Here is a 23,855-nt window from a genome sequence, read left to right as displayed (position 1 = left end):
GTCGGTTCAGTCCAGCGTGCCGAGGAAGGCTCGGGTTCGATATTCAAAGGCGACCTGGCCGTTGACCGCGTGGGCCGCGAACAGATCCTGCAGTGCCGCCAGCATCGGCGCATGGCGCGGATGCCCGGGCTGTGGCGCATAGGAGGACGACAGCAGGCGGCCGCGCAGGGCGTCCAGATCCAGATGCTGCACGTTCGGCAGTTCCACCTGGCCGCGCAACCCGGCACCAAACCATGCCTGCATCGTGGCGTCATCCTGGTAGCGTTCGGCCACGGCGGAATAGTCCGTGCCGTAATCGAGCAGCAGCTGCTCATAGCCGACCAGGAACGGGCTGGCATCGAGCAGGCGTGAGTTCCAGTAGATCAGCGCCAGTCCGCCGGGGCGCAGGATGCGCTGCCATTCGACACGGACGGCGTCGGTGTCGAACCAGTGGAAGGCCTGCGCGGCACTGACCAGATCGACGCTGTGCTCTGCCAGGCCGGTGGCCTCGGCACGCCCATCGACGGCCTGGAACAACGGATATGCAGCCAGCCAGCCTTCGGCGGCGGCGCGCATGGCGGCGTTGGGTTCGACCGCGACCACAGGATGGCCGGTGTCGAGGAACAGACGGCTGGAAATGCCGGTACCGGCGCCGATGTCGGCCACCCGTGCATCGTGGTCGACGCCCATCGGTCCATGCAGCCATTCCATCAACGCCGGCGGGTAGTCAGGCCGGTAACGGACATAATCGGCGACGCGGCTGCTGAAGCGTTCGGTGCTGTCGGAGGAGGTCATGGCGTTCAGTTCGACAGTGCGGCGAGCCAGGCCAGGCCACCGAAGAAGAGGATGAAGGCCAGGACTGCCGCCAGGGCGGCTGCCACCATCACCCAGCCCAGCACCAGCCCGGTGACCGCCAGGCCATCGCCTTCGAGTTCATGCGGGCGGCGGCGGATCTCGGCGCGGGCCATGTGGCCGGTGACGATGGCGACGATGCTGGCCACGAAGGGCAGGACAGTCCAGGCGGCAATGCCCATGACCAGGCTGACCACGGCCAGGGCGCTTGTCTGTCGGGGTGCCACGCTCATCGGGTCCTCCTTGCAGTACGCACATGATAGTGCCTCCGTCCGGGCAATCCCATGGGCAGTGCCCGGCCCGAGCGGTTCAGCCCATCAGTACCTGGCCACCATCGACGTTCAGCACGTGACCGGTGATCCAGCGCGCCAGCGGCGAGCACAGGAACAGCGCGGCATCGGCAATCTCGCGTGGCTGGCCGAAGCGGCCGAACGGAATTCTTGCCAGGGTGCCGTGATACAGCGCCGGGTCGCTGGTTTTGCGCCGGTCCCACAGACCGTCGGCAAACTCGATGGAGCCCGGGGCGATCGCGTTGACCCGGATCCGGTCCGGCGCCAGTGCCAGCGCCTGCGACGTGGTGTAGTGCGAAAGAGCGGCCTTGGCAGCCGCATAGGGAGCGCCCCCCGGCCGGGGTTGCTGCGCGGCGATCGAGGAGAGGTTGAGGATGCAGGCGTCGCTCGATTCGCGCAGCCAGGGCAGGGCGAGCCGCGAGGCCCGCACCGCCGCCATCAGGTCGACCTGCAGGCTGGCGGCCCAGCCGTCTTCATCGTCTGCCATGCCGTAACCGGTGGCATTGTTGACCAGCACGTCGATGCCGCCCAGGAACGCTGCGGCCGCATGCAGCCAGGCGTCGATCTGGCCGGGGTCGGCCAGGTCGGCGGCAAAGGCGTGCAGTGATGCCCCCTGGGCCGCTGCGTCGGCCAGCAGGGCGTCGAGCCCCGCCTGACCTCGTGCGCAGACCGAGACATGGGCGCCGGCCGCAGCGAAGGCCAGGGCCATCTCACGGCCGATGCCTTTGCTGCCGCCGGCAACCAGCACCCGGCGGCCGCTGAAGTCGAGGATTGGAGCCCCCGCCGGGGCCCCACTCTCGGCGACGTCCGGGCCGGGATGCATCACAGGTCGAACTTGATGCCCTGGGCCAGCGGCAGCGAATCGGAGTAGTTGATGGTGTTGGTCTGCCGACGCATGTAGACCTTCCATGCGTCCGAGCCCGACTCGCGGCCACCACCGGTGTCCTTCTCGCCACCGAACGCGCCACCGATCTCCGCACCGGAGGTGCCGATGTTGATGTTGGCGATGCCGCAATCCGAGCCCGCAGCCGACAGGAAGCGTTCGGCGGTCTTCAGATTCTGGGTGAAGATCGACGAGGACAGGCCCTGCGGTACCCCGTTCTGCATGTCGATGGCTTCGTCGATGCTGTCGTAGGGCATCACGTACAGGATCGGCGCGAAGGTCTCGTGCTGGACCACGGCATCGCTGTTCTTCAGGCCGCTGACAATGGCCGGCAGCACGAAGTTGCCGGCGCGGTCGATGCGGGTGCCGCCGGTCTCGATGGTGCCGCCGGCGGCCTTGGCCTGGGCAATGGCGTCGAGGAACTGCTGCACGGCACCTTCGCTGTTCAGCGGACCCATCAGGTTGGCGGCATCGGTCGGGTCGCCGATCTTGCCTTCCACCTGCTTGTACGCCTTGACCAGCGTGGCCAGCACGTCGGCGTAGATCGAGCGGTGCACGATCAGGCGGCGGGTGGTGGTGCAGCGCTGGCCGGCCGTACCGACGGCGCCGAACACGATCCCCGGCACAGCCAGCTTCAGGTCGGCGGTCTCGTCGAGGATGATGGCATTGTTGCCACCCAGTTCCAGCAGGCAGCGGCCCAGGCGGCGCGCCACCTTTTCATTGACGGTGCGGCCGACCTGGGTGGAGCCGGTGAAGCTGATCAGCGGCACGCGACGATCATCAACCAGCTTTTCCGACAGTGCGGTGCCGGCATCGTTGACCAGGAAGAAGATGTCCGGGAAGCCGGCTTCACGCAGCGCGTCGTTGCAGATCTTCATCGAGGCGATGGCGGTCAGCGGCGTCTTGTTGGACGGCTTCCAGATGCACACGTCGCCGCAGATCGCCGCCAGGAATGCATTCCAGCTCCACACCGCGACCGGGAAGTTGAAGGCCGAAATGATGCCGACCAGGCCCAGCGGGTGGTACTGCTCGTACATGCGGTGGCCGGGGCGCTCCGAGTGCATCGTGTAGCCATACAGCATGCGGCTCTGGCCGACGGCGAAGTCGGCGATGTCGATCATCTCCTGCACCTCGCCATCGCCTTCCGGCTTGCTCTTGCCCATCTCCAGGGCAACCAGCGAGCCCAGCGCGTCCTTGTGCCTGCGCAGCGCCTCGCCGCACAGGCGCACGGCTTCGCCACGGCGCGGGGCAGGGGTGGTGCGCCACTGCTTGAACGCTTCCTGGGCGCGGGCGATCACCGTTTCGTATTCAGTCTCGGTGGTCGCACGCACCTGTGCGATCGGCTCGCCCGTGGTCGGGTTGACCGGGGTGATCAGCTCACCGCTGGCAGCGCTCGACCACTCCCCGTTGCCCAGGTACGTGCCAGCGTTGATCGCGTCCAGGCCAAGGGACTTGAGCAGCTCGGAAGACATGCAGACTCCTGTGTTTCGTTACGTTGTTTGGCGTCATCGCGGGCGGGTGGGGGGCGATGAACAGAACCGCCGATGGTAGCAGAGGGCGATGAGCGGCCTTGGTGCAGTGCAGGGTGCCAGGCCTGGCGGACGTGCTGGGACGGGACGTCCCGGGGGCGCCAATCGGGTTGATCCTTCGGGGCGTGATGGGATGATTCCGTGCATCAAACGTCAATTTCTGGACGCTGTCGGACGTAGTGCGAATCATTTTGACGCATTTTGAAATATTAAAAAATAGGAATAGTTCTAATGACTTAGGGTGGGTCGGGCGGGTGAATGGGCGCGCGACGGGCTGCCGCTTCCTACCAATTGCCTTTCACATCATCCACAATCACGTTCGACTTATTGACGCAATTCCGTCTGTTCGCACCGGCTTGGGGAGGCCTGGTATGCGACAGCCATCACAATTGTAGTGCTGGATCGGAAAACAGCTTGGAGAAGTGCAGTGCTACATGGATCGGTAGATGACCTCCCCGCAGAGCGTGCCGATGCCGGCCGACGCCGGGTCGAAGCCCGGGCGGCCCTGGAACTGGGGCTTCGCCTCGGAGACCTGTTGCTCCTGCCCGGCATGGCTGCATTGGCCCACGTCGTGTGCTATGGCACGCCGGCGCCCAACCAGTCCCAGCGCATCGTCTTCGGTGCGGTGATTCTCAGCGCCATCGTCTGCTTCTCCATCGCGCCGGTCTACCGCAACTGGCGCCTGCGTGGCCTGCTGGCCGACCTCTGGCTGCTGCTGCTGGCCTGGTCCGTCAGCTTCGCCCTGTTCTCGCTGTATGCCGTGCTGGTGGGGCTGGCCGATGCCGTTCCGTCGCGCTGGCTGGTGGGGTGGTACATCGGCGGCCTGGCCTCGATGGCGGGGCTGCGCGTACTCCTGCGTGTCCAGCTGCACCGTTTGCGTTCGCGTGGACTGGATCACGAGCGGATCCTGCTGGTCGGGCTCCGGGCCCCGGCGCTCAGGCTGCATCGCCTGCTGCGCGGCAAGCCGGAGATGGGCAAGGAAGTGATCGGCTACTTCACCAGCAAGGGCGACATTGCCACCCGGCGTGGCGGCGATGCCCCGCAGCGCCTGGGCGCACTGGAGGATGTGCCGCGCTACCTGGATGCGCACCGGGGGGAGTTCGACCAGGTCTGGGTGTCCCTGCCGCTGGGGGATACCGCGCCCATCCGTGACATGCTCAAGCAGATCGAGCGGTTCCCGGTGCCGATCCGCCTGATTCCCGATACCACGGGCCTGGGAGCACTGAACCCGGGCGTGCACCAGGTGGGCGATGTGCCGATGATCGGCGTGCGCCAGGGCCTGGTGGACCACAATTTCCGCCTGTTCAAGCGCATCGAGGACATCCTCGTGGCCGGCGTGGCGGTCATCCTGCTGGCGCCGCTGTTCGTGGTGCTGGCGATCGGCGTGAAGCTCAGTTCACCTGGGCCGGTCCTGTTCCGCCAGCGCCGCCACGGCCTGGGCGGGAAGGAGTTCTGGATGCTGAAGTTCCGCTCCATGCGCGTGCATGAGGAAGGGACGGGGCAGATCACGCAGGCGACCCGGGGCGACCCGCGGGTGACCCGGTTCGGTGCCTTCCTGCGGCGCAGCAGCCTGGATGAGCTGCCCCAGTTCTTCAACGTGCTGGGCGGCAGCATGTCGGTGGTGGGCCCGCGTCCGCATGCGATCCAGCACAACAATCACTATGAACGGGTGATCGAACGCTACATGCACCGCCATTACGTCAAGCCGGGCATCACCGGCTGGGCGCAGGTGCACGGGCTGCGGGGCGAGACGCCGGAACTGCGGTCGATGAAGAAGCGCGTGCAGTACGACATCGACTACATCCGTCGCTGGAGCCCGACCCTGGATGTGCGGATCATTGCGTTGACGGCGCTGAAGGTTCTCGGGCAGAAGTCGGCTTATTGAGCCTGCAGAACTGCGAACTGCGACGTAATTCCATGAGTTGCATGGCTATTTTCTCGCCAGCAGCGGCGCTGTAAGGTAATCTGTGCAGCTGTCAGCGCTCCGCCCGTTTCGCGGCGGGGCCTGCATGGAATGCCACAGGATCCAGGTCAGTGTTCAATAACGTACTTTTTGTTTGCGTCGGCAATATCTGCCGCAGTCCCTCGGCTGAAGTGATGCTTCGACGGGCGGTCCAGGGCAGAGGCATCCAGGTGTCTTCCGCAGGTCTGGGAGCACTCGTCGGGCATGGTATCGACGCCACTGCCCAGGCGCTGCTGGTGGAGCAGGGCATGGATGGGCTGGCTCACCGCGCACGCCAGATCGATGATGCGATCCTTGGGGCGGCCGATCTGGTGCTGGCCATGGAGCGTAAGCACATTCACCGCATCACCGAGATCGCGCCGCAGGCGTCGGGCAAGACCTTCCTGCTGGGCAAGTGGCAGCAGGACCGGGAAATCCCCGATCCTTATCGCCAGCAGCGTCCTGCTTTCGAGCATGTCTACAGATTGATGGCCGAAGGCATCGAAAGCTGGGTGCGGTACCTGTAGGTCTTCACCGGGCGAACGTGCAGCAGGGCGGCCTTTGGCCGCCCTGCTGCGTTCCGGCAGGTCAATCGTCGATCGAGCGGATGTTGTCGTAGAAGAATCGCTCGTCGCGATCGCCGGTGATGTTGTACAGCGAATATTTGCGGCTGAGCATGGCGCCACCGTCGCGGATCAGGGGATTCCAGTTGAACGCGGCTCGTCCGCGTGTCGACCGTGGCAGGAATCCGTCCAGCGGGACGCTTATGTAGATTCCCTTGTCGAAGCTGCCTTCGCCGAAATCGCGTGCGGAAACGTTGGTCTTCGTTGCATAGGCACCCATCGTGACGCCATTGTCGAAGACGCGGGCGACGTCCAGGGTTGCGCCCCTGTCCCCCGCCAGATACTGGCCGACGGACAGCGAGCCGACGATGCGCTCGCGGGCGTCGAAACTGTAGTAGAAGGTGGCGTGCCCGGTCGTGACCTTGTAGTCGCGCAGATCCCAGCGCTGATCGAAGTCGCGTTGCTGCACGCGATTCAGGTTCGCGCTGACGGCCCATCGCTCACCGCCGGGACGATACAGCAGTTCACCGCCTACGCCGGCATACATCCACTCCAGATAACCCGCGTACGCGATGCCATAGAGATCGCGGCCCAGGCGCCCAGCCACATTGAACTGCAGATTTGGCAACACCACGTCCGAGTCCACCATGTACCTGCGCAGATCGGTGCGCACGCGCGGGAGTCGACTTGGGGCGTTGTACTTGAACTTGTCGTAATTGTTGATCAGGTTGGCGCTGACGGTTCCTGTAAGCCACATGTTGGGGCGTACGAACAGGCTTCCGGAATAATTGGCGGCAATCTGGTAAAGGATGAAACCATCCGGGCCACCGAGATTCTGTCGGTAGCCGATGTTGAAGCCGCCGCCATAGGGGCGTGTCCTGGGTTCATACAACGTCTGGCGAGTGACGTCGTCGGGAGACTGCACCTCGGTGCTGCGACGTAGCACGTCCTCGCTGACCCGACCATCCAGATAGCCCACGAGGGCACCGCGGGCGACGGACGTGTCCACGATGGGCATCCCCAGTCGTGTTGTCCGCAGCGTGAACCACTCGTACTCATCGCCCGTCGCATTGGCCAGGATGCGGCCGGCGCGTCCCAGGCCCTTGGCGTTGTGGAGGTATCGGTTCTGGTAGCCGTCCACGTAGAGCTCATCGCCGCGACGGGAGATGCGCTCGACCCGGAAGCCTGCATTCCGGGTGAGGTCGGCGCTGATGGCAGCCCAGTCCGGGCCGCCTTCTGCTGTCGTGGCGCCGGCGTCGGGCGCTGCGGTCGCCGCAACCGCGGATGCCTGCGGGTCGCGAGGCACGATCCGTTGTGGCGGGGGATCGAAAGGCTTGGGCGCAGACACGGCATGGCCGGGATTGCCGCGCCAGGTCAGCGAGAACATCGCCGCGTCACCGCGTTCCCACGCGGCGGTGAGTTCCACGTTGCGGTTGGGGACGTAGACCAGCCCCACGTTGATGGGGGTGCGCTGTTCCAGATTGTTCCCGCGCGGCTCACGGCGGTAGTCGTTACCGTCGTACTCGACCTTGACCAGCAGCGAATCCAGCGGCGTCTGATAGGTGATGCCGCCAAAGACGCCGACCGGCCCCTTGAACATGTTGTCCAGACCAAAGCGACCGGCGTCGTTGATGTTGCTGCCCGCGATGGGGCGTCGATTCTTGAATCGATCGTCGATCGCTCCCAGCGGATTGGCGAAATCGCCGCGGTTGCCGATGTAGCCGGTCGCAAGGCCGATGGAGGCGTCGATGGGCCCCAGATTCTTGCTGGCAACCAGATATTCGCTGGAGAAGAAGCCGGTACCACCGAGGTCGCGTACACCGAAGGCAAGCTCCGGCAGCCATCGTGACTCCTGCCAGAGCCGCAGCTTGAAGTCGATCGATTTGTCCTTGTAGTTCTGGTCTCCCGCGATGTTCGGACCATAGCGGATGTTGGACACGTTGATGTAGCGGAACGTGCTCTCAAGCCAGGGGAACGGTTGCAGCGTGAGGTTGTAGCGGCTGTACGGGGAATTGTGCGAGGCCGTGAAGCTGAGGTCGCCGTCGGGCGCCATGCGTGCCGTCGGTGTCTGCAGGAGGCCGATGCCGCCCCATTCGTTGGCGGTCGGCGGAGGGGCTTCCTGGGCCTGCAACGCGGCACTCAGTGACAGGGCGAGCGCGGTCAGCGCAAAGCGGGCTGGGCGCGACACGCGTGCACGCTGGGGAATGTCGGTCATTACGGGCTGACAGGCTGGGTGGCGATGAAGGTGGCAAGGTCGCTGTTGAATGCCGGGTCGATGGATTTCAGCACCGATTCGCGCAGCGGCACATAGATCGAACCGCCAGGGGCGACCGCCTGGGGATCCGCGCGGTTCCAGAGTGCAATGCCCTGCTGCTGAACCCGGCCATCGGGTTGCACGATATAGAGCGAGTCGGGATCGGCGGCCGCGCTGGGTGGGCAGTCACGCAGATAGTCCCGCGCATCGCGCTGCGGGGAGTGGCGGACAGTACAGCTGGTTCGCACCGCGCCGAGGACCGTGATGTGATCAGGTCGCACGGGAATGCGGAGGAGATCGCCGGCCATGAGCACCGGATTGCTCTGCGGCTGCACCTGCATCAGGCGTGGCGAGATCACCGTCGGTACACGTCCGGTTGCAGCGTGCGCCTGCACCCATTGCTGGAGGGCCGCCGCGGTTTCGACGACGGCCGGATCCGCGTTGAGCTGAAGCTGCGTCAGGCCATGCAGGATTCCGGCACGCAGTCGGACCTGTTCAACGAGCGCCTGGCGGCGAAGATAGCTGCTGCCGAGCAGATAGGCGTCGGCGGCAGGCTGGGCCTGGACGACCACATCGGCCAGTCGCCGCTCCGGCTGGATGGCCTGGTCACCGGGATGGGCGACCGCACCCTCGACGCGCACGGTAGACGGCGCCTGCGCCAAGCACAGTGACGGTAGTGCCGACAGCATCAGGCAGAGAATTCGAGTGTTCATGCCTGTCATCCCTTCGGGGCACGGTAGGGCTTGAGCTGGGTGAGTTCCACGACGTACCCGGGGGCAAGATGCTGCCGGCTCTTCCAGATGAATCCGGTCGCCGGGTCCGCCCAGTAGATGTTCTGCGTGTCCATTCCGCCGCCCTGGAGATGCTCGACGAATCGCTGCAGGGTGCGGGTGCGGCCGAGAATCCTGACCTCCTCGGTGGCGCCGGGTGTCAGCGTGCCGGTGACGACAACGCCGAGCTGATACGACGACATCCAGTCGTATTGGCGTTGCACCTGTGCCGGTCCGCTTAACGACGTCAGGCGGTCGAAGGGGGACGCGCCGATGATCCGCGTCTGCAACTGACGTCCCAGCCCGCTTGAGCCCAGCAGCACGCCGTTGCCGTCCAGCTCGATCACGGCATGCGTGCCGGCGTACCACTGCTGCCGGCCACCATCAACGTAGCCAAGAACGGCCACCGCGGTCAGGTCACGTGTCTCGACCAGCACCTGCGGGAAGCGATTTGCCGCCACGGTAGCGGGGCTGACCTCAACGGGCTTGTGCAGCAACAGCCGGAAGCTGTCCGCCGTTGCCCGGCTGCCGGTGGTGCAACCGGCAAGCACGAGCGCCACGGCGATCAACGCCATGCGCAATAGACGGCCTGAAGTGCGTCGGAATGAACGCACCGAGGCTGCTCCCGTGCGCGCCATGTCAGTTGTCCCTGACTTCGGTTCCGGTGCGCGCGGCCGTGTAGAGGATATTGGTGAAGGGCAGCAGCTGGTTGACGAAGCGGTTCCAGCGGCTCACACCTGCGGCGCCGACAAACACCACGTCCCCGGGCTGCAGCTTGAACTGGCTGCCAACGGCAAATGCTGTTGGTGAGCGTGCTTCCAGCTGATAGATCACCGAAGGCTCCTGCTGCAGATCGGTGCTGCCGCGGATGACGTACACCGCATTGCCATTGGCCGTCTGCTGCAGCAGCCCGCGTGCACGACCGAGCGCCTGGTTCAATGTGACGTCGCCAGTCCGGAAGCTGTACGCGCCTGGCAGGTTGACCTCGCCAACGACGAAGACCTCCTTGCGATCCAGATAGGGGATATAAATTGAATCGCCATCCTTCAGGAACAGCTGGCGCCCACCATGTTCCTTGGCCAGACTTTCAAGGTTGATGGTGTAGCTCACTCCGTCGCGGCTGAACTGGATGCCCGAGAGATCCGCCTGGGCTGCGTTCAGTCCGGCCTGGCTGATGGCATCGGTCAGGGTAAGCGGCGAGGTACCGAGTGGGACGGGCGAGGACCGCTCGGCCGCGCCGGTGACCCACACCCGCTGGCTGCCGTAGTTGAGGACCGACACATCCACCTGCGGCGATTCCACGTACTGCGCGAGGCGCCGGCTGATTTCCTCACGGATCTCAGACGGGGTCTTGCCCGCCGCCTTGACCTTCCCGATGTAGGGGTAGAACAGCGTGCCATCGCTCTGCACCAGACGACCGGCGAGCGCGCCCTGTTGTTGGGAGCCGGCGGGTACGGTGAGTTCAGGGTGATCCCAGACCGTCACGTAGAGGATGTCACCGATGCCGACCTGGTAAGGGGAAGGCTGGTAATCGAAAAGCTCGGCAGGAAGCGTCTGTTCGTTGCGAGCTGCATGCTCCTGGGCGATCAGCTTGGAGGTGATGGTGACGATTTCCAGTCGGCCATCGTCGCTGCTCTGCGAAGTGACATCACTTCGGCGCAGGTGCTGACCTGGCGCGAATGCGCAGCCGGAAACGGCCAGCACAGTGAGTGCAGTGGCGAGAATACGGAGAGGCTTCATGTTCATGTGGTGGGTTTCCGACAGGCATAAAAAACCCCCGCCGTGCATTGCCCGGCGAGGGCTTGCTCGAACAGCAGGGCGAATCAGCCGCCGGTGCCGCCGGTCCCGCCAGTGCCACCCGTACCGCCGGTGCCTGGGCCGCCCGGACCCGGACCACCGGGTTCGCCGCCACCATTGTCGTCGCTGCCGCTGCTGCTGTCGCCACCGATGCTGTAAGCCACAGCTGCGGCTGCAATGCCAACTACAGTGGTGCCGAAAATGGCAGCGTTCGAATAGCCAGCGGCTTCAGCGCCGGCGGTCACTTCGGCAGCCGGGGTCTCGGCGTCAGTGGTTGCCTGCGCGTCCTGCGCGAAGGCCATCATCGGGGAGGCGGAGAATGCCGCCAGGGCCAGAACGGCGATCGTCTTCTTGAACATGGGAGAGGCACCTACTCCGTTAGGGAAAATTTCACCCCAATCTTGCGGCGGAAGGCCCGCAGTGTCAAGCGCCGGGTTCAGTTCCCGAGGTCATGCCGCTCATGCGTGCTGCTTCGCCCCGACAGCAGCTTGGCGGCGTCCCTGATGAGATCGTGTGTCCGAAGATCCGAAATGGCCGCCGGAACCACCAGCCCCGTCACGAAGGCCAGCAACAGCACCCGGACTTTCGGCCGCGAGTGGGCGACCGATGTCCCCAGCACCGCGCAGCTTGCAGCAAGGCCCAGAGCCAGGCCGGAGATGACCTCCGATGTCGAATGCGCCTGAATAGGCAGTCGCGAATACCCGATTGCACCGGCCAGCAGAGAGCCTGCAGCGAACCAGCGGAGGTCCCTGCGTTCGCCAGTGCTCACCGTCAGCCATAGAGCCACCGGGTACACCACGCTGGACATGGCGGCGTGCCCGGAAATGCCGGTGAAGTCCAGACGCTGAATGCCCAGCCCCCAGCCCATGAACGCCAGCTTGGAGGCCAAGGTCAGCCCAGCGGTCACGGCGATGGCGACGGCCCAGCGTCGCCTCAAGGACGATTCGCTTCGCGGCAATGCCAGCAGCAGCACCATGGCCATGGGCAGCAGCCAGCGGCTGTCGCCCAAATTGGAGAGGAAAAGCCAGAACTCGGACATCCGGTGGGACTGATGTGGGGGCGGCCAGCATACCTGCCGCCGATGGCGCGGCGATCGTCGGTGGCTTGGTCCATTCAGCTGGACGCGGTATGCTTTACCGCTTGCGCAAGGCCCCGTAGCTCAGCTGGATAGAGCGTCCCCCTCCTAAGGGGAAGGTCGCCCGTTCGAATCGGGCCGGGGTCACCAAAATCAAAGGGTTAGCGCGGCTGTCGCCGTGGATGCTTGGCATCCGATGGCACTGTCGAGTGTGAATTTGGCACAGTTGGCACATGGCAGTGCCGCAGTAGCGACGCGCTGCTAGGGCCTACTCGTACTGTTAGTCCTGACAGGGGGGTCTTGTGGTGAAGAGGCAAATTCTTTCGCTTAGCGCTGGGCAGTTGGAGATCATTCGGAAACGGTGGTCTAAGGACTCTTCTTTCATTGGCTTCCCTAATGCTGAGCGAGATTCGGCTCAGGATGGCTGGTACACAGACCTGTTGATCGAGCCGGAGTGGTTTTCGAAGGCGGTTTCTCCGAGCACGACCGTTGCGGTGGCTAGGAAGGGGGCAGGTAAGTCTGCAGTTCGAATCGCGAGCAGCGAGAAGCGTAGAAGCGAGACCCAAACCCTGGTCATCGACGCTTCCGCAGACGAGCTCGCATCCTTTCACTCTGAGCGCCTGGCAAAGGCCACGCAGCGTGGCTACGGCGCCGTAGCAGATTGGGTTCAGATCTATGCGGAGCTCATTGTCAGACATCTCGCGCGGTCAATGACGGGCACTTTGCTGACGAACGATGACGAGATAGCCGTTCGCGCTTGGGCGAAAACCGAGGGTATCACCGAACGCGATTTCGGCGAAAGAATCGTTGATGCAATTAAGGTTCTAGTTCCCTGGGCCAAGAAGCTGACCTCAGAAAATGCGGGCCAAGAAAGGGCTAGCGCTGAACGAATCACTAGGGTGGCGAATGCTACAAGCTTCGTACTTTACGTTGACGATTTTGACAACCTTCAAGAAGAGGGCGGAGCTGCGAGCATTCGATTGATTCGTGATGCCATTGAAGCTGCAGACCGCATCACCCATGGAAACAGGAATGGAGAAGTTCACCTTTTCATTCGGCAGGATCTGTGGCTCAACTTGAATCCTGGCTGGCACTATTCCGACAAAGTTGGTGGTGTAGTGCATCTGAACTGGGATGTGGGTGATCTAAAAAAATGGACTCGTCAGCGCTTGCGCTACGCGATAGGTTTGGCGCTGGATGTTGACCCTCATAGCATTGCTGTGCCGTTTGATGAGATGTGGCACGTTTTCTTTCCGGTAAACGTGACGTTGAAGAATGGTGCTGAAAGCGATTCGTTTAGCTATTTTGTTCGTCGCTCGATGTATACGCCCCGCAGCTTGCGCAATCTAATTAAGTTCGCCCTTGACGGGGCTGATAGGTTTCCTATCACGGGCGTTGTTATCAATGAGGCCGAATCTAACTACTCCACTGATCAGCTCGAGTTTCTCAAGACGGAGTTTGGTTCTCTGTGCGTTGGTTTGGATATCTGCCTGCAGTCATTCACTGGGAAGCGGTTGGAGTGGCTGGCTTCTGATTTGTATAAACACCTGCGGGGCTTGATCGGTAATGGTCAAGTGAAATTGCACAAAGGCGTTTCTTATGGTGAGCCTGACATTGCATTGGCGAGATTTTTGTACCGAATTGGTTTTCTTGAGGTGAGGTATCCTCAAGGTGACCGTTATGAGGTGCGCGACGTTATGAGATACCCAGACCATTGGAAGAGTATTCGCACAGACGATGCTGTTCGTTGGGCGGTACGCAGTGCATTCTTCAATGGCTTGAAATCTTACGCGAGATAGGGCTGTATAACTAAAGCGGGCGATTTATTGCGCCAAGTATGCCCTTGGCATTTTTCGGCGCCTGCTAAGTCTGAAGCCTATGCAAACGGGCGCGCTCAGATGCGTCCACCTTTGTACTCAGCATGTTTCTTCAGGGGGTTGCGATGCGAGGCCTGTGCGTTGGATTCTTTCTGTCCCTGCTCCTTCTTGCGGTCACTGCTGTGCAAGCTCGGCCTCTGACGCCGGACGCTCGCTTCGAGTTTGAAGTCGAGTCACTAACGTCGCTTTCCGGTGGGAGCAGTGCAAGGATTGCAAACACCGCAAGTCAGGCCGCCAAGCAAGAGTTGGCCTTGCTCCGAGCTCAACTTCAGTATTCTAAGGATTTTCAGGATTCCCTACTGAGCACGGTTTACTGGGCTCTCGGTGGAACATTTGTGTTGGTGGGTCTTCTGCTTGGATTTGGATGGTTTGCAAATTTTAAGGTGTACGAGCGCGATAAAATCGCTATGAAGGCTGAGCTTGAGGCTCTGATCATTGCAAAAGTAGCTGATCTAAACATTTCCGGTGTTGTGTCGGAAGAGGTCAAGCTTGCAAGTGCTCGTAGTGAAGCCGCTACGATGGCCTCGATGACGAAGATATCTGATGCTCTGGAGACTATCTCAGGCAAGGTGTTCAGTATTGAGTTGGCTCGTTTGAAGGAAAGGATGGAGTCGAACCCTAGTGACAGTATGGCGTTGACCGATGCCTTGGGAGTTATGGAGCTCTGCGTGCGTAGGGGTACGGACGAGCTGCCTAACGTGATGCACTTTATGCTCAAGAAGATCGAGAAAGGTGGGAAACTTACCGCCGGAGAGATAACTCGCGTCAGTAAAGTCCTTGATAGATTGCCGGCGCATTATGGGGCCCTGGCTGAGAAGCTAAGGGCGAAGCTGATTGCTTCGGACATTTTCTGACCGGCGGCGGACTTTCTCAGTACTTCAGAGTGCTTACTGCTCGCTCGTCACCCTCTGGGCCTAGATGAGCGTAGTATTTTTCCGTAGTTGCATAGTCCGCGTGGCCTGCCAACAACTGGACGCGTCGCAGAGGAACTCCAGCCATGACCATGTGAGCGCAGAAGGTATGCCGAAGTCTGTGTAGATGTCCGCCCACACCGGCCACCTCCGCATCCTTCTTAAACCAATCCGACAATGTGTCCTTATGCACCGTAACTAACGGATCTGGGAGGTGGCGTAACGCCCACTTGGCATAGCGGTTGAGCGGAACCTCGCGCCACTTCCCTGACTTTGTCCGGCCGTCGCCCTTCTCGTCTGGCTCACTTTCCACAAGCAGACGGTGGGCTACGACGGAGCTCTTCTCCAAGCCGATGATCTCGCCCCGGCGCAGCCCCGTGTGGGCCATGAAGAGCCACAGAGACGCGCGTGCCGGGTTTGCCCGATATAGCCGGCGCATTGCCGCCCGGTCATAGAACTTGACGGCCACGCTCCGCACGCCGCGAGGCGCCTTCACGGACGCTAGCGGGTTCACGTCAAGCTCTTTCCATTCGACGCCGCGGTTGAATGCCGCCTTCAACCTCCGAATCTCCTTGCCGACAGTTTCCTTTGCCGCCTTGTCGTCCAGCAGCCTGGAGCGCTTGTATTGCTCCACCTCAACTGCGCGGATGCTGTCGATCGGCCGGTGGCCGACGGCCTGGCCGCGTGCATCGCCAGTGCAGAGCCGTGGCCACCGACGCTGCCGCAGTTCCGGATGATGTGCCTTGGCATCCCGCCGTTCGACGCCGTGCGTGCCGACACGGGCAAGCAGGACGGATTCACCCGGCTGGTGTGGCAGTACCTGGATGGCCATCGCTACCGGATGGCCAGCGCCGACAAGGCCGACAAGCTGCTGCTGGCGGCCTACAACCGGGCCAAGGAGGCCGTGATGCTCGGCGCGGAACTGCCGCCGGCGCCCGAAGCCCACATTGCGCATGAGCTGACTCGGTCCGCACCGGCAACGCGCGAGCAGGTGGCACGGCACATGGATGACATCGCCCGTGAGCTCGGTATCGGCATGGCGGCCGATCCGCAGCCTGCCGCCCAAGAAGAGACGACTCACGAGCAGGAGGGCGTGCGCCATGCCGCGTGAACTGCCGCGCCTAGTCCTGCAGCTGCGCGATGCGGCCGAGCCGGTGGCCGAAGCGGGCTGGTACGTCTGCTACGGCTACGGCGAGAAACCACTGGTCATCTACGCCACGCGCGGACAGACGCAATGGCGACTGGGCATGCGGCTGGTGCCTATCACGCACTACGCCGGGCCGCTGACGAATAGGGAAGCAGCGTGACCTCCATCCGACCTGAAGACTGGAAGCAGCGCGGCGAAGGGATGATGACTTCCAAGCAGCAGCGCATGCTCAACGCCATCTGCGGCGATCTGGCCGAGGGCCTGTCCTGGCACGGCCAGCGCCTGACTAAGGACGACTGGCGGCACATGGTCGCCGGCACGATGCTGGGTTGGCGCCTGATGCCGGCGATCGACCGGGGGCAGGGCGCCCCGGGGATGATCATGCTCGGCGGCTCAAGCCTGAAGCTCACCAGTTCGATGGCATGCGACGCAATCACTGTGCTGGTTCAGATCGGCGACCACCCGGAAGAGCAGGGGCTGTGCGCCAAGCCGGTTCGTTGGTCCGACACCGTGTTGCTGGGCCTTGGATTCAATCCTCATGATTTCTCGGAGGCCGCGTGAGATCGATAGCGCCGCGCGCTACGCCAGTAGCTGAATCTCTGATGCAGCTTTGTGCGCAATGTCACGAAGCTCGCAGTGACGGGTATGGCTTTTTCGCGCGCAACCTGGGTTTGCCGCACGATCTCGTTGAGCTTTCGAGTGACGTCCGGGGAGCTTGGCTCAGCTGTGATTGCTGGTGCGTCGATGAGGGAAATCGCATGCTCGCAGCAGCGAAGGGCCGTATTGACAAGCGGCTGCAAGCGGTTATCAGGAAGATCATGAAGAACCACGCTCTTGAGCGCGTCCCGCGTTTGCTTAAGTTCATCCAATGCTGCTTGAAGGGGATGGCCGAAAGGAAGAACGGCGTCCTTCAATTGGCCTTTGGTTCGGTATCCAACAAACGCAGAAAAGCACTGGTCGTCTGCTTCCTCAATCAGATAAGCGATGGCATAGGCTCTCCTAGAGAGAAGTCTTCGCTCCTGCGTGGATGCCAAGCGCGCGGCGAAAACAATAGCGGCGACAGACATGCCCGCCTGGGTCCATGCAGCCCACTCACTCTGGGTTATGCAGAAAGAACTATAGAACCAGCTGCAGTAGTTAATTGGATCCGCCACGTCACATCCCCTGTGTCTGATCGCGCGATTGTATGCGGGAGAAATGCCTGATGCACGGCAATTACCGCGACCGCGACCTGCTGGACCTGGCGTACCGCATCCAATGCACGCTTCTCATCCCTGGCGTCTGCGTGGGCGGGTACGGTGAGCCCTGCCACAGCAACCAGAACCGCCACGGAAAGGGTGGGGCACTGAAGGCCCACGACTGCTTCTTCGCCAGTGGCTGCCGGGCGTGCCATCAGGAGTTGGACCAGGGACGGCGCTACACGGAGGAGGAGAGAGCCCTCATCTGGCAGGCCGGCCATGAGCGAACCGTTCTCGCCATGTGGCAGGACGGACTGATCATGGTGGCTGTATGAGTGTCATATACATGAGCATGGTGGAACCATGAGTCTCGCCGCCGCTGTCCGGTTCTGGATGGGTGAACACCCCGGCTGGCACCTCGCTTCCGAGATCGCCGACGGCGTTCACGCGTGCGGAATCAACAGAAGGAAGGCCATCAAGGCGCTTTGCAACATGGCCGACGCCGGGCTTGTCCAGGTCGCCGGAAGCCGCCGACAAATGCGCTACGCCATTGACCGGCCAAGCCGGGAGCATATGCAACAGGAGAGAGAAGATGGCTGACCGACGCGAACTGCTGGCACGGCTCAATCCCCAGACCTGCCGGTTTGATATCGGGCAGGGCGGCGGTGCGCCCTCGTTGCAGACATCCGACATCGCCGCCGCGCTGGGAATGGTTCCGCCCGGGCTTGGCCGTGAGGTGATGGAGGCCGTCTACCTACCAGACGGGGCAATGCGGCATCGGGCCAAGTTGGCCGAGGCGGTCCTTGCAATCGTGCGTCCAGAGTTCACCCGGCGTGCGCGTGCGCTGGCCGAGGCCGAAGAGGACCTAAGCTTCTCCAAGGAAATGGTCAGCCTGAGCCGGCGCAGTCTGTCCGACGCTCAACGAAGGATCCTGCGTGAGCGAGAGGCTGCAGTGGCGATCGCGCGCGCCAACGCCTGGCCGAGGAACACATACCAGCACCTCTCGCGTATGGTCGACGCAGTGCTGGCGGAGCTGGCCAGCGGGAACCGCTGCCCCAACTGTAAGGGCACTGGACTGGTGAACGATAAGGGCTGCCCTGCGTGCAGGTGCACCGGCATCGAGCCCGTGCCGGATCGCCGGCGAGCGATGGCCATCGACTGCCATCCGACGGACTATCCGAAGCGCTGGAAGCCGGTGTTCGAATGGTTGCTTGCGGAGTTGAATCACGCCGGTGAGGCCGCAGCGCGACAGCTGTCCCGCGCATTGAGCAATCGCGACCAACCAGCTCGGCCGCGCGCTGCATAGGTTTCAAAAATGTAGAGTTGCCGACTCTACGAAATCCCCTGTAGATTCCCTAGCATCGCGAGGCTTGGCCATCGGCCAACACCGACTTTGCGGTAAAATCAGCTTCGCGGAATGAGCCGCGCCAGTTCGAGTTGGATCTCTATGCGAGTCACTTTGTCTGTACGAAAGCTCGGTGGACAATGGATGTTTAACAAGGGCAGTCATCTTGGCGTTGCAGCGATGCCGGGACGGTGGCCGAATCTCGAAATGGCTCTGGAGGCGGCTGAGGACGAAGCGATGAGCCATCACAGCCGGACTGGCGACACTGTAGAGATAGTTGTCCACGAAGAAGGCCGTCAGTACCGGCACAATTACCAAGCCGGGATCAAGCCTTAACAGGCTTTACATTATTGGTTGAAGGGCCCCGCCATCCCGCGGGGCTTTTTTGTTGTGCGGGTCTGGCCGAGTGGTCAGGCTGCAGCCTTCCAAGCTGCCCACATGGGTTCGATTCCCATGGCCCGCTCCATCTACGCCCGTAACCCCCGACCGGATCAACCCTCGCGCCCAGCCGGCAGCGGGGCGGGCACCTACCTGCAGCGTAGAGAAGCGGCATCTCGCCGGGCTCATTACCCGGAGGTCGCCCGTTCGAGTCCGTTGCCCTCCCGCGCGCTTCTGCGTCGCGTGTCGGCACGGTTCCGAGCGGCCGCATCTGGCGAGGTGCACGTGCTTTCGCCAGTGGGTGACGGGATCCGCACCAGGACGGTGGCCATCTACCCGATGTCGATCCCTGCTGCAGGTGTGGCATCGATCGGCATTGACCTGGTCGCGGAGGAGGGGTCCTTCATCGCTTACAAGGCGCTGACCGGTGTGAACCTGGCATTCGATACCCCCGGCGGCACCCAGATCGGAACCGCACGATGGAACCCCGAGGCTTCGACCGCGGTGGGGGATGTTCAATCCCCGCCGGTGTTGAGCTACACCGGCAGGCTTGCGCTGCAGGTCGATCTCCAGTCGATCGACGGACAGCCTCTCGACACCCGCGTGGCGTCTGTGGAGGTTCAAGCGAGCGCTGCTGAGGCAGGTTCCCGGAAAGCGTCCGAGTTCCTGGATCTTCCTGCTGTAGGTACGAAGCTGGTGTCGGTTGGGTCCGTTTCCGAGGCTTACACGGGCAATGCGTCGGCAACATACGGCTATGGCCCTGCCGACGCGTCACCGGGCGGAAGCGTTGAGAGGATCCAGGCCATCTACTCCGGCGCGGGCGTGGCTATCATCGAGGCACAGGATGCAAGCCGAGTCGTGACCTTCCGTCATGCGATCCCGTTCGTGGATGGCCTCAATACCTGGGTCGCTGGCCAGGACTTCCCCGATGTGGATGTTCCGGCTGGTGGCCACGTCTACCTGCGCTCGGGCAGTGGCAACCATGTCAGGTTCCTGAGTGGTGGCGGACCTTCGCTTTCGACTTCCGGATTCCCGCAGGCGACGGAGGTGGGGCAGGTTCAGGACTGGGGGACTTCGGCCGTTCGCGTCGCTGTTCTTGTCGAATACCGAACGCTGGAGCGGACGCTGCTGGACCTGATCGGGCCGGAGTTCAGCCCGGCGCTGATTGACGAGAGTTTCGCCGCGCCTCCCGTGGGATGGTCGTTCGCCGGCGCGGCGGTCTCTGGCGGCAACCTCGTCAGCGCGGATTCCGCCTCTTGGGGCAACCGGTGCATCCCGACCTACTACGGGAAGTCGCTGCTGATGCGCCGTACTCTCACCGCATACGCCGATATCACGGCAGCGGCACAGGTGTGGGGCATCGGCTTTGTGCGCGACAGCGGCGGGACGGTGCTGGACAGCCCTGTTGCGATCGTGGATGGAGCTACCGGACAGCTGCGGGTCTACAAGTGGAATGGAACCACCGCGCCGGGGGCCGCTGCCGCTGAGGTTGCAGTGCCCTGGACCCTGGCCGGTTCGCAGGTCCGGCTGGACATGCAGCGCAGCTGGTTCTCCACGAAGTTCACCCTCACCAACAGGAAGAGCGGCGAGAAGGTCGAGCTGGTGCTGGACTATGGCGCGGGCACGGGAGCCGATAGCGGGCGGGCCTGGGGTGCTCCCTGCCTGGTGTTCCCGTCGACCACTGCCGGCGGCGTAGCCGTCGACAGGTTCCGCATGGTCGCGGACTATCCGTTCCCTGCGGCGCGGCCGGCTGCCGTCCTCCTGCTCGGCGACAGCATCACAGAAGGCTCGCAGATCGGTGGGCTGCCCTACCCGGAGTACGACAAGACCTGGTCGCGCATGGTCGAGTCCGAGCGCGCGGGGAAGGGATCGCTGGACACGGTGGTCATGGCTCGGGGCGGCCAGCTGTCCAGTCACGCCGTGAGCGCAATGGGAGAGGCTGTCTCGCTGTGCGGCAGGGATACGGTGGTGGTCGTGACGCTGGGCACCAACGATGCCCTGACTGCCGGCACACAGGCGGCATGGCGCAGCAACATGACAGCGATCCTCAACGCGCTGCGGAAAAGGACGAGCCGAATCGCCATCGGTTGCCTGCCGCCCCTGAACGGCACGCCGGCCGGCCTGCGCGCGCAGATGAACATCGACATTGTCGGGGGGTACTTCGGAGCGGATCTGCTACCTCCCGTTCGCTTCGACCTGGCCTTGTCCGCTAACAACGACGGGGCCACCTGGGATCCGGTGATGAACTCGGGGGACAACGTGCACCCGGGCGTGGCCGGCAACGAAGCGATGCTCGCAAGGTTGCGGCTCGATCTGCCCGAGGCGTTCGAGTAGGCGAGGGCAGCGGACGGACGGCGGCCTCACTCGACCTGCTGCAGCAGGTCCTCGCGATTGTTCCTGGGCGTGTTGACCGCCCGGCTGACTTAGTAGGCCTCCAAGGAAGGAGGCTCGACGGCCAGCAGCATCGCCAACGTCAAGGGCTGGTGCTGTCCTATGGGGCTGAATCCCTTGCGCGGTACGAGTACCGCGCAAGGGGCTGCTGCAGGCTGCGTCACCTAATCCGAGCATTGCGGCTGTTGCGGTCGGTTAGCCGCCAACAGTAACGGTGCCGCTACACGGCCCGGAGCAAATGGGAGGCTCGGTTCCCCAGTTGTTTCTGGGAGGATCAATTCCCACGTTGCCGCCCGCGGCGCCGCCGCCGCCGCTGCCATCATCGCCTCCGCTGCCCTCGGCAGCCTCTTGCGTTCCGATGATCGGCGTCATACAGACCGTCATGTTGGTGCAGGAAACCAGAGCTTTCTCTTTGGTCCCGTCGCCGTACTTGACCTGCATGATGGTGCCCTTAGGGGCTGAAGCAAGGCCATGACGAGAGGTATACGCTCCCCAAAGGCCAAAGAGAGCGGCGGTTCTAAGCTCGAACTCTGAAAAGACGCCGATATCCTTTGCAGAAGGAACTTCCGAATAGGGAAGCTTGCTCGCGTCAATCGAGATGGTTCCAGCGAGAGCGATAACGGCGATACTGCTTGCTAGTACTGCAACGATCCGCGCGCGCAGCTTTCGATCCTTTTTCATGAACTCTCCTATTGGGCTTTGAGCAGTCTCGATACTTCTCCGATCTTTCGATCCAGCACACCAACGTCACTAGCTGGTACGAGGCTGGACCGAACGAACTCTTCGTATGTTTCTCCGGCGCACCGGTTCATCACCAGGCACATGGTGTCCATCTGTGGGGAGGATGCTCCGCAGTCATATCCCATGCGGCAGCCGACTATCTGCCATGCGTAGGCTGAAATTGGATCCGAAGAAATGTCAGCAAACTTGCCCGTCGCGTTCACATCCCCGGGATTTCCGACGAGTTCGCCGAGCTGGAATACTGCAGCCGGATCCCGCGATGCCACAATCTTGTCCATCAACTGCGTATAGGTCGCTGCGTCTGGCTTCTTGCCGCTGATCGTGTACACGATGCTTTGCGCTGCAAGATCGCCCTTGGCCGCTGCAGACTCCAGCCAGGATTTGATGGCTTCCGTGGGAACGATTGCACCGCCATCGACCATCGAGCACATGTCGGCTCTTGCTCGCGCGGTCCGGAGCATTGACGCAGCTTGTTGTGGATCTGCTAGATACTTTGCCCGCAATTCGTACTCTGGAAGATAGTTTTCAGGCGCGATATTGGGCATGAAGCATCGGTCGTACGTCTCAGCCAATTGGCGTTGTGCAACCGGATCTCCACCTTGGGCCCTTGCTTTTAGTTCGGAGAACGCGAATGCAGCGGAGACCGATGCAGCACTGATCGATCTATCGTTCGATGATGGCGATGCTTCCGCAGGTGCCTGCTTCTTCGTCGTCAGCGCGGGTCCATCTGCCGTGCCGGTGGTTGTGGGGTGACGTGTGCCAGCGACCCACAAGGCATACCCACCAATCGCCACGGCGGCTATCGCCGTAACGAGGATCTTTCCATTCTTTCCCATGTCCCCGAGCCCCTACACATCCATGGACACCAGCGTATTCAGATGTCCGCGCGATATAGTCATATCGCGGATCTAATACATGGTCAACTTCAAGCCCAACCACATCGACGGCTGGTCTAGTCCGGACAAGGCCGGCCTAGCGCTGCGCTGGATCCTTGACGACGAGCGTCCCTCGCTCAAAGGCCCTCGGCTGGCGGCGTGACAGGTCATGCGGCCTTGGGGGATGGACCCCCAGCACCCAAGATGTGGTCACATTCCACTAGCCGGGCATTGCTGACGGCTTGGCGCTCGCCGCATCCCGCGCATGCGAGCAAGGTGCCGCCGGGAATTGTCTCCAGCTCCGGCACCTTCGAATGGGTGATGTGCTTGCAGTGGTTGCAGCGGACGCTGATGGCATTTACGCGGTCAAGGTTGCCATCGCGATTTCGTGTTGCATCAAGGGCGAGAATGTAGAAAAGTCCTGTATCGGGCATTGCGGTGTACCGAGCATTTTTGCCGATGCTGCCCTGATTGTTGCCTTCATTATGTGATGAGCATCGCCGTTCAGTATCACGCGTTACTGAATCGTTGCGCAGATCGCGTTTATCTCACGTAGACGTTCCCTTGCGCCTGATAGGGTTGTTCCTCACTAAGGAGGTGCGCATGCCCATTCGGGCGGTCGTATATGTAAGTGAAGCGAGCGACGTGCTCGCTAGTGACAAGCTCGGCTTGTCCAACGGAAAGCTGGACGAAGTGGTGGACGACGCAGCCCGGTTTAACCGTGACGCAGGAGTCACGGGGGTTCTCCTCTTCGACGGCGAACGCTTCATGCAGTATCTAGAAGGACCGGAGGACGGTCTATCGGTCGCTTACTCCAGGGTTCTAGGCGCAACCAGCCACCACGGTATTGTGGAGTTACAGCGAGGTCGAGTTGGTCAGCGACGGCTTCCGTTCTGGCCGATGCGCTGGCTACCTGTTGAGCCGGCAGAGCTGCGCGGTATGGTCCGTGCCGATTGGACCGGTTTTAGCCAGCGCGGTGCAGAGGACAGCGCACCCGCAATGGATATGCTCGTCCGCCTTGTCGAGCCCTACGCGGTCGCTGCATAGCTATCAAGGCGGAGTCTATCCGCCTGCAATC

28 protein-coding genes and 2 tRNA genes are annotated in these 23,855 nt (G+C 62.5%); 16 read left to right on the top strand and 14 right to left on the bottom strand.

The genetic code is table 11. From position 1 onward, the window contains the following. Nucleotides 1-6: 6 nt before the first annotated feature. The 4 genes from AC06FB_RS10640 to amaB all read right to left on the bottom strand — a co-directional run bounded on the left by AC06FB_RS10640 (nt 7) and on the right by amaB (nt 3,476). A complete protein-coding gene (locus tag AC06FB_RS10640; protein ID WP_053517550.1) occupies nt 7-774 on the bottom strand; it encodes a class I SAM-dependent methyltransferase in 768 nt (255 codons plus the stop codon). Nucleotides 775-779: 5 nt separating this feature from the next. Continuing rightward, nucleotides 780-1,064: a DUF4190 domain-containing protein gene (locus tag AC06FB_RS10635; RefSeq protein WP_053517549.1), complete on the bottom strand. Its 285-nt coding sequence runs from the start codon at nt 1,062-1,064 to the stop codon at nt 780-782. A 76-nt stretch (nt 1,065-1,140) separates the two neighbouring features. After that, nucleotides 1,141-1,944 (bottom strand): SDR family NAD(P)-dependent oxidoreductase, encoded by an 804-nt coding sequence (locus AC06FB_RS10630; RefSeq protein WP_262101310.1) that lies wholly within the window; start codon nt 1,942-1,944, stop codon nt 1,141-1,143. Beyond that, nucleotides 1,944-3,476 (bottom strand): L-piperidine-6-carboxylate dehydrogenase, encoded by a 1,533-nt coding sequence (gene amaB / locus AC06FB_RS10625; protein WP_197572329.1) that lies wholly within the window; start codon nt 3,474-3,476, stop codon nt 1,944-1,946. Before amaB ends, AC06FB_RS10630 begins: the two co-directional genes overlap by 1 nt. A gap of 592 nt (nt 3,477-4,068) precedes the next feature. Here amaB and AC06FB_RS10620 point away from each other — a divergent pair. Together AC06FB_RS10620 and AC06FB_RS10615 are read left to right on the top strand one after the other, a co-directional pair. Next, on the top strand, nt 4,069-5,418 hold the full coding sequence (locus tag AC06FB_RS10620) for an undecaprenyl-phosphate glucose phosphotransferase (RefSeq protein WP_478053675.1): 1,350 nt from the start codon (nt 4,069-4,071) through the stop codon (nt 5,416-5,418). A gap of 149 nt (nt 5,419-5,567) precedes the next feature. Next, a complete protein-coding gene (locus tag AC06FB_RS10615) occupies nt 5,568-6,002 on the top strand; it encodes a low molecular weight protein-tyrosine-phosphatase (protein WP_053516763.1) in 435 nt (144 codons plus the stop codon). A gap of 61 nt (nt 6,003-6,063) precedes the next feature. On the opposite strand, the gene AC06FB_RS10610 is transcribed toward AC06FB_RS10615, so the two are convergent. The 6 genes from AC06FB_RS10610 to AC06FB_RS10585 all read right to left on the bottom strand — a co-directional run bounded on the left by AC06FB_RS10610 (nt 6,064) and on the right by AC06FB_RS10585 (nt 11,898). After that, nucleotides 6,064-8,253, bottom strand: a complete 2,190-nt coding sequence (locus AC06FB_RS10610) for a YjbH domain-containing protein (protein WP_478053674.1) — start codon at nt 8,251-8,253, stop codon at nt 6,064-6,066. Continuing rightward, on the bottom strand, nt 8,253-9,005 hold the full coding sequence (locus tag AC06FB_RS10605) for a capsule biosynthesis GfcC family protein (protein WP_181452120.1): 753 nt from the start codon (nt 9,003-9,005) through the stop codon (nt 8,253-8,255). Before AC06FB_RS10605 ends, AC06FB_RS10610 begins: the two co-directional genes overlap by 1 nt. Nucleotides 9,006-9,010: 5 nt before the next feature. Continuing rightward, nucleotides 9,011-9,637, bottom strand: a complete 627-nt coding sequence (locus AC06FB_RS10600) for a YjbF family lipoprotein (RefSeq protein ID WP_065175569.1) — start codon at nt 9,635-9,637, stop codon at nt 9,011-9,013. A 64-nt stretch (nt 9,638-9,701) separates the two neighbouring features. After that, complete coding sequence (locus tag AC06FB_RS10595; RefSeq protein ID WP_478053673.1) at nt 9,702-10,766, bottom strand: polysaccharide biosynthesis/export family protein; 1,065 nt, start codon at nt 10,764-10,766, stop codon at nt 9,702-9,704. A gap of 119 nt (nt 10,767-10,885) precedes the next feature. Further along, nucleotides 10,886-11,218, bottom strand: a complete 333-nt coding sequence (locus tag AC06FB_RS10590) for a hypothetical protein (RefSeq protein WP_053516758.1) — start codon at nt 11,216-11,218, stop codon at nt 10,886-10,888. Between the two features lie 77 nt (nt 11,219-11,295). Further along, the gene (locus AC06FB_RS10585) at nt 11,296-11,898 is read right to left on the bottom strand and encodes a phosphatase PAP2 family protein (RefSeq protein WP_262218443.1); all 603 of its coding nucleotides are present in this window, start codon (nt 11,896-11,898) and stop codon (nt 11,296-11,298) included. A 109-nt stretch (nt 11,899-12,007) separates the two neighbouring features. Here AC06FB_RS10585 and AC06FB_RS10580 point away from each other — a divergent pair. The 3 genes from AC06FB_RS10580 to AC06FB_RS10570 all read left to right on the top strand — a co-directional run bounded on the left by AC06FB_RS10580 (nt 12,008) and on the right by AC06FB_RS10570 (nt 14,665). Then, nucleotides 12,008-12,084 (top strand) — tRNA-Arg (locus AC06FB_RS10580). Nucleotides 12,085-12,239: 155 nt separating this feature from the next. Then, nucleotides 12,240-13,733 carry a P-loop ATPase, Sll1717 family gene (locus AC06FB_RS10575; protein WP_478053672.1) on the top strand — a complete coding sequence of 498 codons (1,494 nt, stop codon included), beginning with the start codon at nt 12,240-12,242 and terminating at the stop codon, nt 13,731-13,733. A 122-nt stretch (nt 13,734-13,855) separates the two neighbouring features. Then, the gene (locus tag AC06FB_RS10570; RefSeq protein WP_478053671.1) at nt 13,856-14,665 is read left to right on the top strand and encodes a hypothetical protein; all 810 of its coding nucleotides are present in this window, start codon (nt 13,856-13,858) and stop codon (nt 14,663-14,665) included. 16 nt (nt 14,666-14,681) lie between these two features. Here the strand turns inward: AC06FB_RS10570 and AC06FB_RS10565 are convergent, their stop codons facing one another. Next, nucleotides 14,682-15,356, bottom strand: a complete 675-nt coding sequence (locus tag AC06FB_RS10565) for a tyrosine-type recombinase/integrase (protein WP_478053670.1) — start codon at nt 15,354-15,356, stop codon at nt 14,682-14,684. Between AC06FB_RS10565 and AC06FB_RS10560 the strand changes: the two genes are divergently transcribed. The 3 genes from AC06FB_RS10560 to AC06FB_RS10550 are packed head-to-tail and all read left to right on the top strand — an operon-like array spanning nt 15,348 to nt 16,430. After that, complete coding sequence (locus tag AC06FB_RS10560) at nt 15,348-15,833, top strand: hypothetical protein (RefSeq protein ID WP_478053669.1); 486 nt, start codon at nt 15,348-15,350, stop codon at nt 15,831-15,833. The two genes, AC06FB_RS10565 and AC06FB_RS10560, sit on opposite strands and share 9 nt — an antisense overlap. Further along, complete coding sequence (locus tag AC06FB_RS10555) at nt 15,823-16,029, top strand: hypothetical protein (RefSeq protein WP_478053668.1); 207 nt, start codon at nt 15,823-15,825, stop codon at nt 16,027-16,029. Before AC06FB_RS10560 ends, AC06FB_RS10555 begins: the two co-directional genes overlap by 11 nt. Continuing rightward, nucleotides 16,026-16,430 (top strand): recombination protein NinB, encoded by a 405-nt coding sequence (locus AC06FB_RS10550; protein ID WP_478053667.1) that lies wholly within the window; start codon nt 16,026-16,028, stop codon nt 16,428-16,430. The genes AC06FB_RS10555 and AC06FB_RS10550 overlap by 4 nt, the downstream gene beginning before the upstream one ends. On the opposite strand, the gene AC06FB_RS10545 is transcribed toward AC06FB_RS10550, so the two are convergent. Next, nucleotides 16,406-16,936: a hypothetical protein gene (locus tag AC06FB_RS10545; RefSeq protein WP_478053666.1), complete on the bottom strand. Its 531-nt coding sequence runs from the start codon at nt 16,934-16,936 to the stop codon at nt 16,406-16,408. The genes AC06FB_RS10550 and AC06FB_RS10545 overlap by 25 nt on opposite strands. Before the next feature lie 137 nt (nt 16,937-17,073). Here AC06FB_RS10545 and AC06FB_RS10540 point away from each other — a divergent pair, with 137 nt between their 5' ends. The 5 genes from AC06FB_RS10540 to AC06FB_RS10520 all read left to right on the top strand — a co-directional run bounded on the left by AC06FB_RS10540 (nt 17,074) and on the right by AC06FB_RS10520 (nt 21,104). Further along, nucleotides 17,074-17,382, top strand: a complete 309-nt coding sequence (locus AC06FB_RS10540; RefSeq protein ID WP_478053665.1) for a hypothetical protein — start codon at nt 17,074-17,076, stop codon at nt 17,380-17,382. 28 nt (nt 17,383-17,410) lie between these two features. After that, nucleotides 17,411-17,647: a hypothetical protein gene (locus AC06FB_RS10535; protein WP_478053664.1), complete on the top strand. Its 237-nt coding sequence runs from the start codon at nt 17,411-17,413 to the stop codon at nt 17,645-17,647. Then, nucleotides 17,640-18,353: a hypothetical protein gene (locus AC06FB_RS10530; protein ID WP_478053663.1), complete on the top strand. Its 714-nt coding sequence runs from the start codon at nt 17,640-17,642 to the stop codon at nt 18,351-18,353. Before AC06FB_RS10535 ends, AC06FB_RS10530 begins: the two co-directional genes overlap by 8 nt. A 431-nt stretch (nt 18,354-18,784) precedes the next feature. After that, a tRNA-Gly gene (locus AC06FB_RS10525) sits at nt 18,785-18,858 on the top strand. 236 nt (nt 18,859-19,094) lie between these two features. Beyond that, nucleotides 19,095-21,104: an SGNH/GDSL hydrolase family protein gene (locus AC06FB_RS10520; protein ID WP_478053662.1), complete on the top strand. Its 2,010-nt coding sequence runs from the start codon at nt 19,095-19,097 to the stop codon at nt 21,102-21,104. A 252-nt stretch (nt 21,105-21,356) separates the two neighbouring features. On the opposite strand, the gene AC06FB_RS10515 is transcribed toward AC06FB_RS10520, so the two are convergent. Further along, nucleotides 21,357-21,842, bottom strand: a complete 486-nt coding sequence (locus AC06FB_RS10515) for a hypothetical protein (protein WP_322522997.1) — start codon at nt 21,840-21,842, stop codon at nt 21,357-21,359. 8 nt (nt 21,843-21,850) lie between these two features. Continuing rightward, nucleotides 21,851-22,738 carry a hypothetical protein gene (locus AC06FB_RS10510; protein ID WP_478053661.1) on the bottom strand — a complete coding sequence of 296 codons (888 nt, stop codon included), beginning with the start codon at nt 22,736-22,738 and terminating at the stop codon, nt 21,851-21,853. A 79-nt stretch (nt 22,739-22,817) separates the two neighbouring features. Between AC06FB_RS10510 and AC06FB_RS10505 the strand changes: the two genes are divergently transcribed. The 3 genes from AC06FB_RS10505 (at nt 22,818) to AC06FB_RS10495 (ending at nt 23,824) form a co-directional block, all read left to right on the top strand. Further along, complete coding sequence (locus AC06FB_RS10505; protein ID WP_478053660.1) at nt 22,818-22,940, top strand: hypothetical protein; 123 nt, start codon at nt 22,818-22,820, stop codon at nt 22,938-22,940. Nucleotides 22,941-23,091: 151 nt separating this feature from the next. Then, nucleotides 23,092-23,268, top strand: coding sequence for a hypothetical protein (locus AC06FB_RS10500; RefSeq protein ID WP_155761022.1), 177 nt, complete (start codon nt 23,092-23,094; stop codon nt 23,266-23,268). Nucleotides 23,269-23,380: 112 nt separating this feature from the next. Then, nucleotides 23,381-23,824, top strand: a complete 444-nt coding sequence (locus AC06FB_RS10495; protein WP_478053659.1) for a BLUF domain-containing protein — start codon at nt 23,381-23,383, stop codon at nt 23,822-23,824. The last annotated feature ends 31 nt before the right edge of the window (nt 23,825-23,855 follow it).

The sequence above is a fragment of the Stenotrophomonas sp. Steno-C15 genome, assembly GCF_056393265.1.
The sequence above is the reverse complement of the archived record's forward strand: the minus strand, read 5'-3'. Positions and strand labels throughout refer to the sequence as shown.

Bases quoted from the DNA above. Each gene is read 5' to 3' on its own strand.
- AC06FB_RS10630 (WP_262101310.1), bottom strand. From the start codon at position 1,944: ATGCATCCCGGCCCGGACGTCGCCGAGAGTGGGGCCCCGGCGGGGGCT.
- AC06FB_RS10570 (WP_478053671.1), top strand. From the start codon at position 13,856: ATGTTTCTTCAGGGGGTTGCGATGCGAGGCCTGTGCGTTGGATTCTTT.
- AC06FB_RS10585 (WP_262218443.1), bottom strand. From the start codon at position 11,898: ATGTCCGAGTTCTGGCTTTTCCTCTCCAATTTGGGCGACAGCCGCTGG.
- AC06FB_RS10605 (WP_181452120.1), bottom strand. From the start codon at position 9,005: ATGAACACTCGAATTCTCTGCCTGATGCTGTCGGCACTACCGTCACTG.
- AC06FB_RS10540 (WP_478053665.1), top strand. From the start codon at position 17,074: ATGCACGGCAATTACCGCGACCGCGACCTGCTGGACCTGGCGTACCGC.
- AC06FB_RS10600 (WP_065175569.1), bottom strand. From the start codon at position 9,637: ATGGCGTTGATCGCCGTGGCGCTCGTGCTTGCCGGTTGCACCACCGGC.
- AC06FB_RS10515 (WP_322522997.1), bottom strand. From the start codon at position 21,842: ATGAAAAAGGATCGAAAGCTGCGCGCGCGGATCGTTGCAGTACTAGCA.
- AC06FB_RS10555 (WP_478053668.1), top strand. From the start codon at position 15,823: ATGCCGCGTGAACTGCCGCGCCTAGTCCTGCAGCTGCGCGATGCGGCC.
- AC06FB_RS10530 (WP_478053663.1), top strand. From the start codon at position 17,640: ATGGCTGACCGACGCGAACTGCTGGCACGGCTCAATCCCCAGACCTGC.
- amaB (WP_197572329.1), bottom strand. From the start codon at position 3,476: ATGTCTTCCGAGCTGCTCAAGTCCCTTGGCCTGGACGCGATCAACGCT.
- AC06FB_RS10545 (WP_478053666.1), bottom strand. From the start codon at position 16,936: ATGTCTGTCGCCGCTATTGTTTTCGCCGCGCGCTTGGCATCCACGCAG.
- AC06FB_RS10590 (WP_053516758.1), bottom strand. From the start codon at position 11,218: ATGTTCAAGAAGACGATCGCCGTTCTGGCCCTGGCGGCATTCTCCGCC.
- AC06FB_RS10500 (WP_155761022.1), top strand. From the start codon at position 23,092: ATGGGTGATGTGCTTGCAGTGGTTGCAGCGGACGCTGATGGCATTTAC.
- AC06FB_RS10635 (WP_053517549.1), bottom strand. From the start codon at position 1,064: ATGAGCGTGGCACCCCGACAGACAAGCGCCCTGGCCGTGGTCAGCCTG.
- AC06FB_RS10510 (WP_478053661.1), bottom strand. From the start codon at position 22,738: ATGGGAAAGAATGGAAAGATCCTCGTTACGGCGATAGCCGCCGTGGCG.
- AC06FB_RS10640 (WP_053517550.1), bottom strand. From the start codon at position 774: ATGACCTCCTCCGACAGCACCGAACGCTTCAGCAGCCGCGTCGCCGAT.
- AC06FB_RS10535 (WP_478053664.1), top strand. From the start codon at position 17,411: ATGAGTCTCGCCGCCGCTGTCCGGTTCTGGATGGGTGAACACCCCGGC.
- AC06FB_RS10610 (WP_478053674.1), bottom strand. From the start codon at position 8,253: ATGACCGACATTCCCCAGCGTGCACGCGTGTCGCGCCCAGCCCGCTTT.
- AC06FB_RS10505 (WP_478053660.1), top strand. From the start codon at position 22,818: ATGGTCAACTTCAAGCCCAACCACATCGACGGCTGGTCTAGTCCGGAC.
- AC06FB_RS10495 (WP_478053659.1), top strand. From the start codon at position 23,381: ATGCCCATTCGGGCGGTCGTATATGTAAGTGAAGCGAGCGACGTGCTC.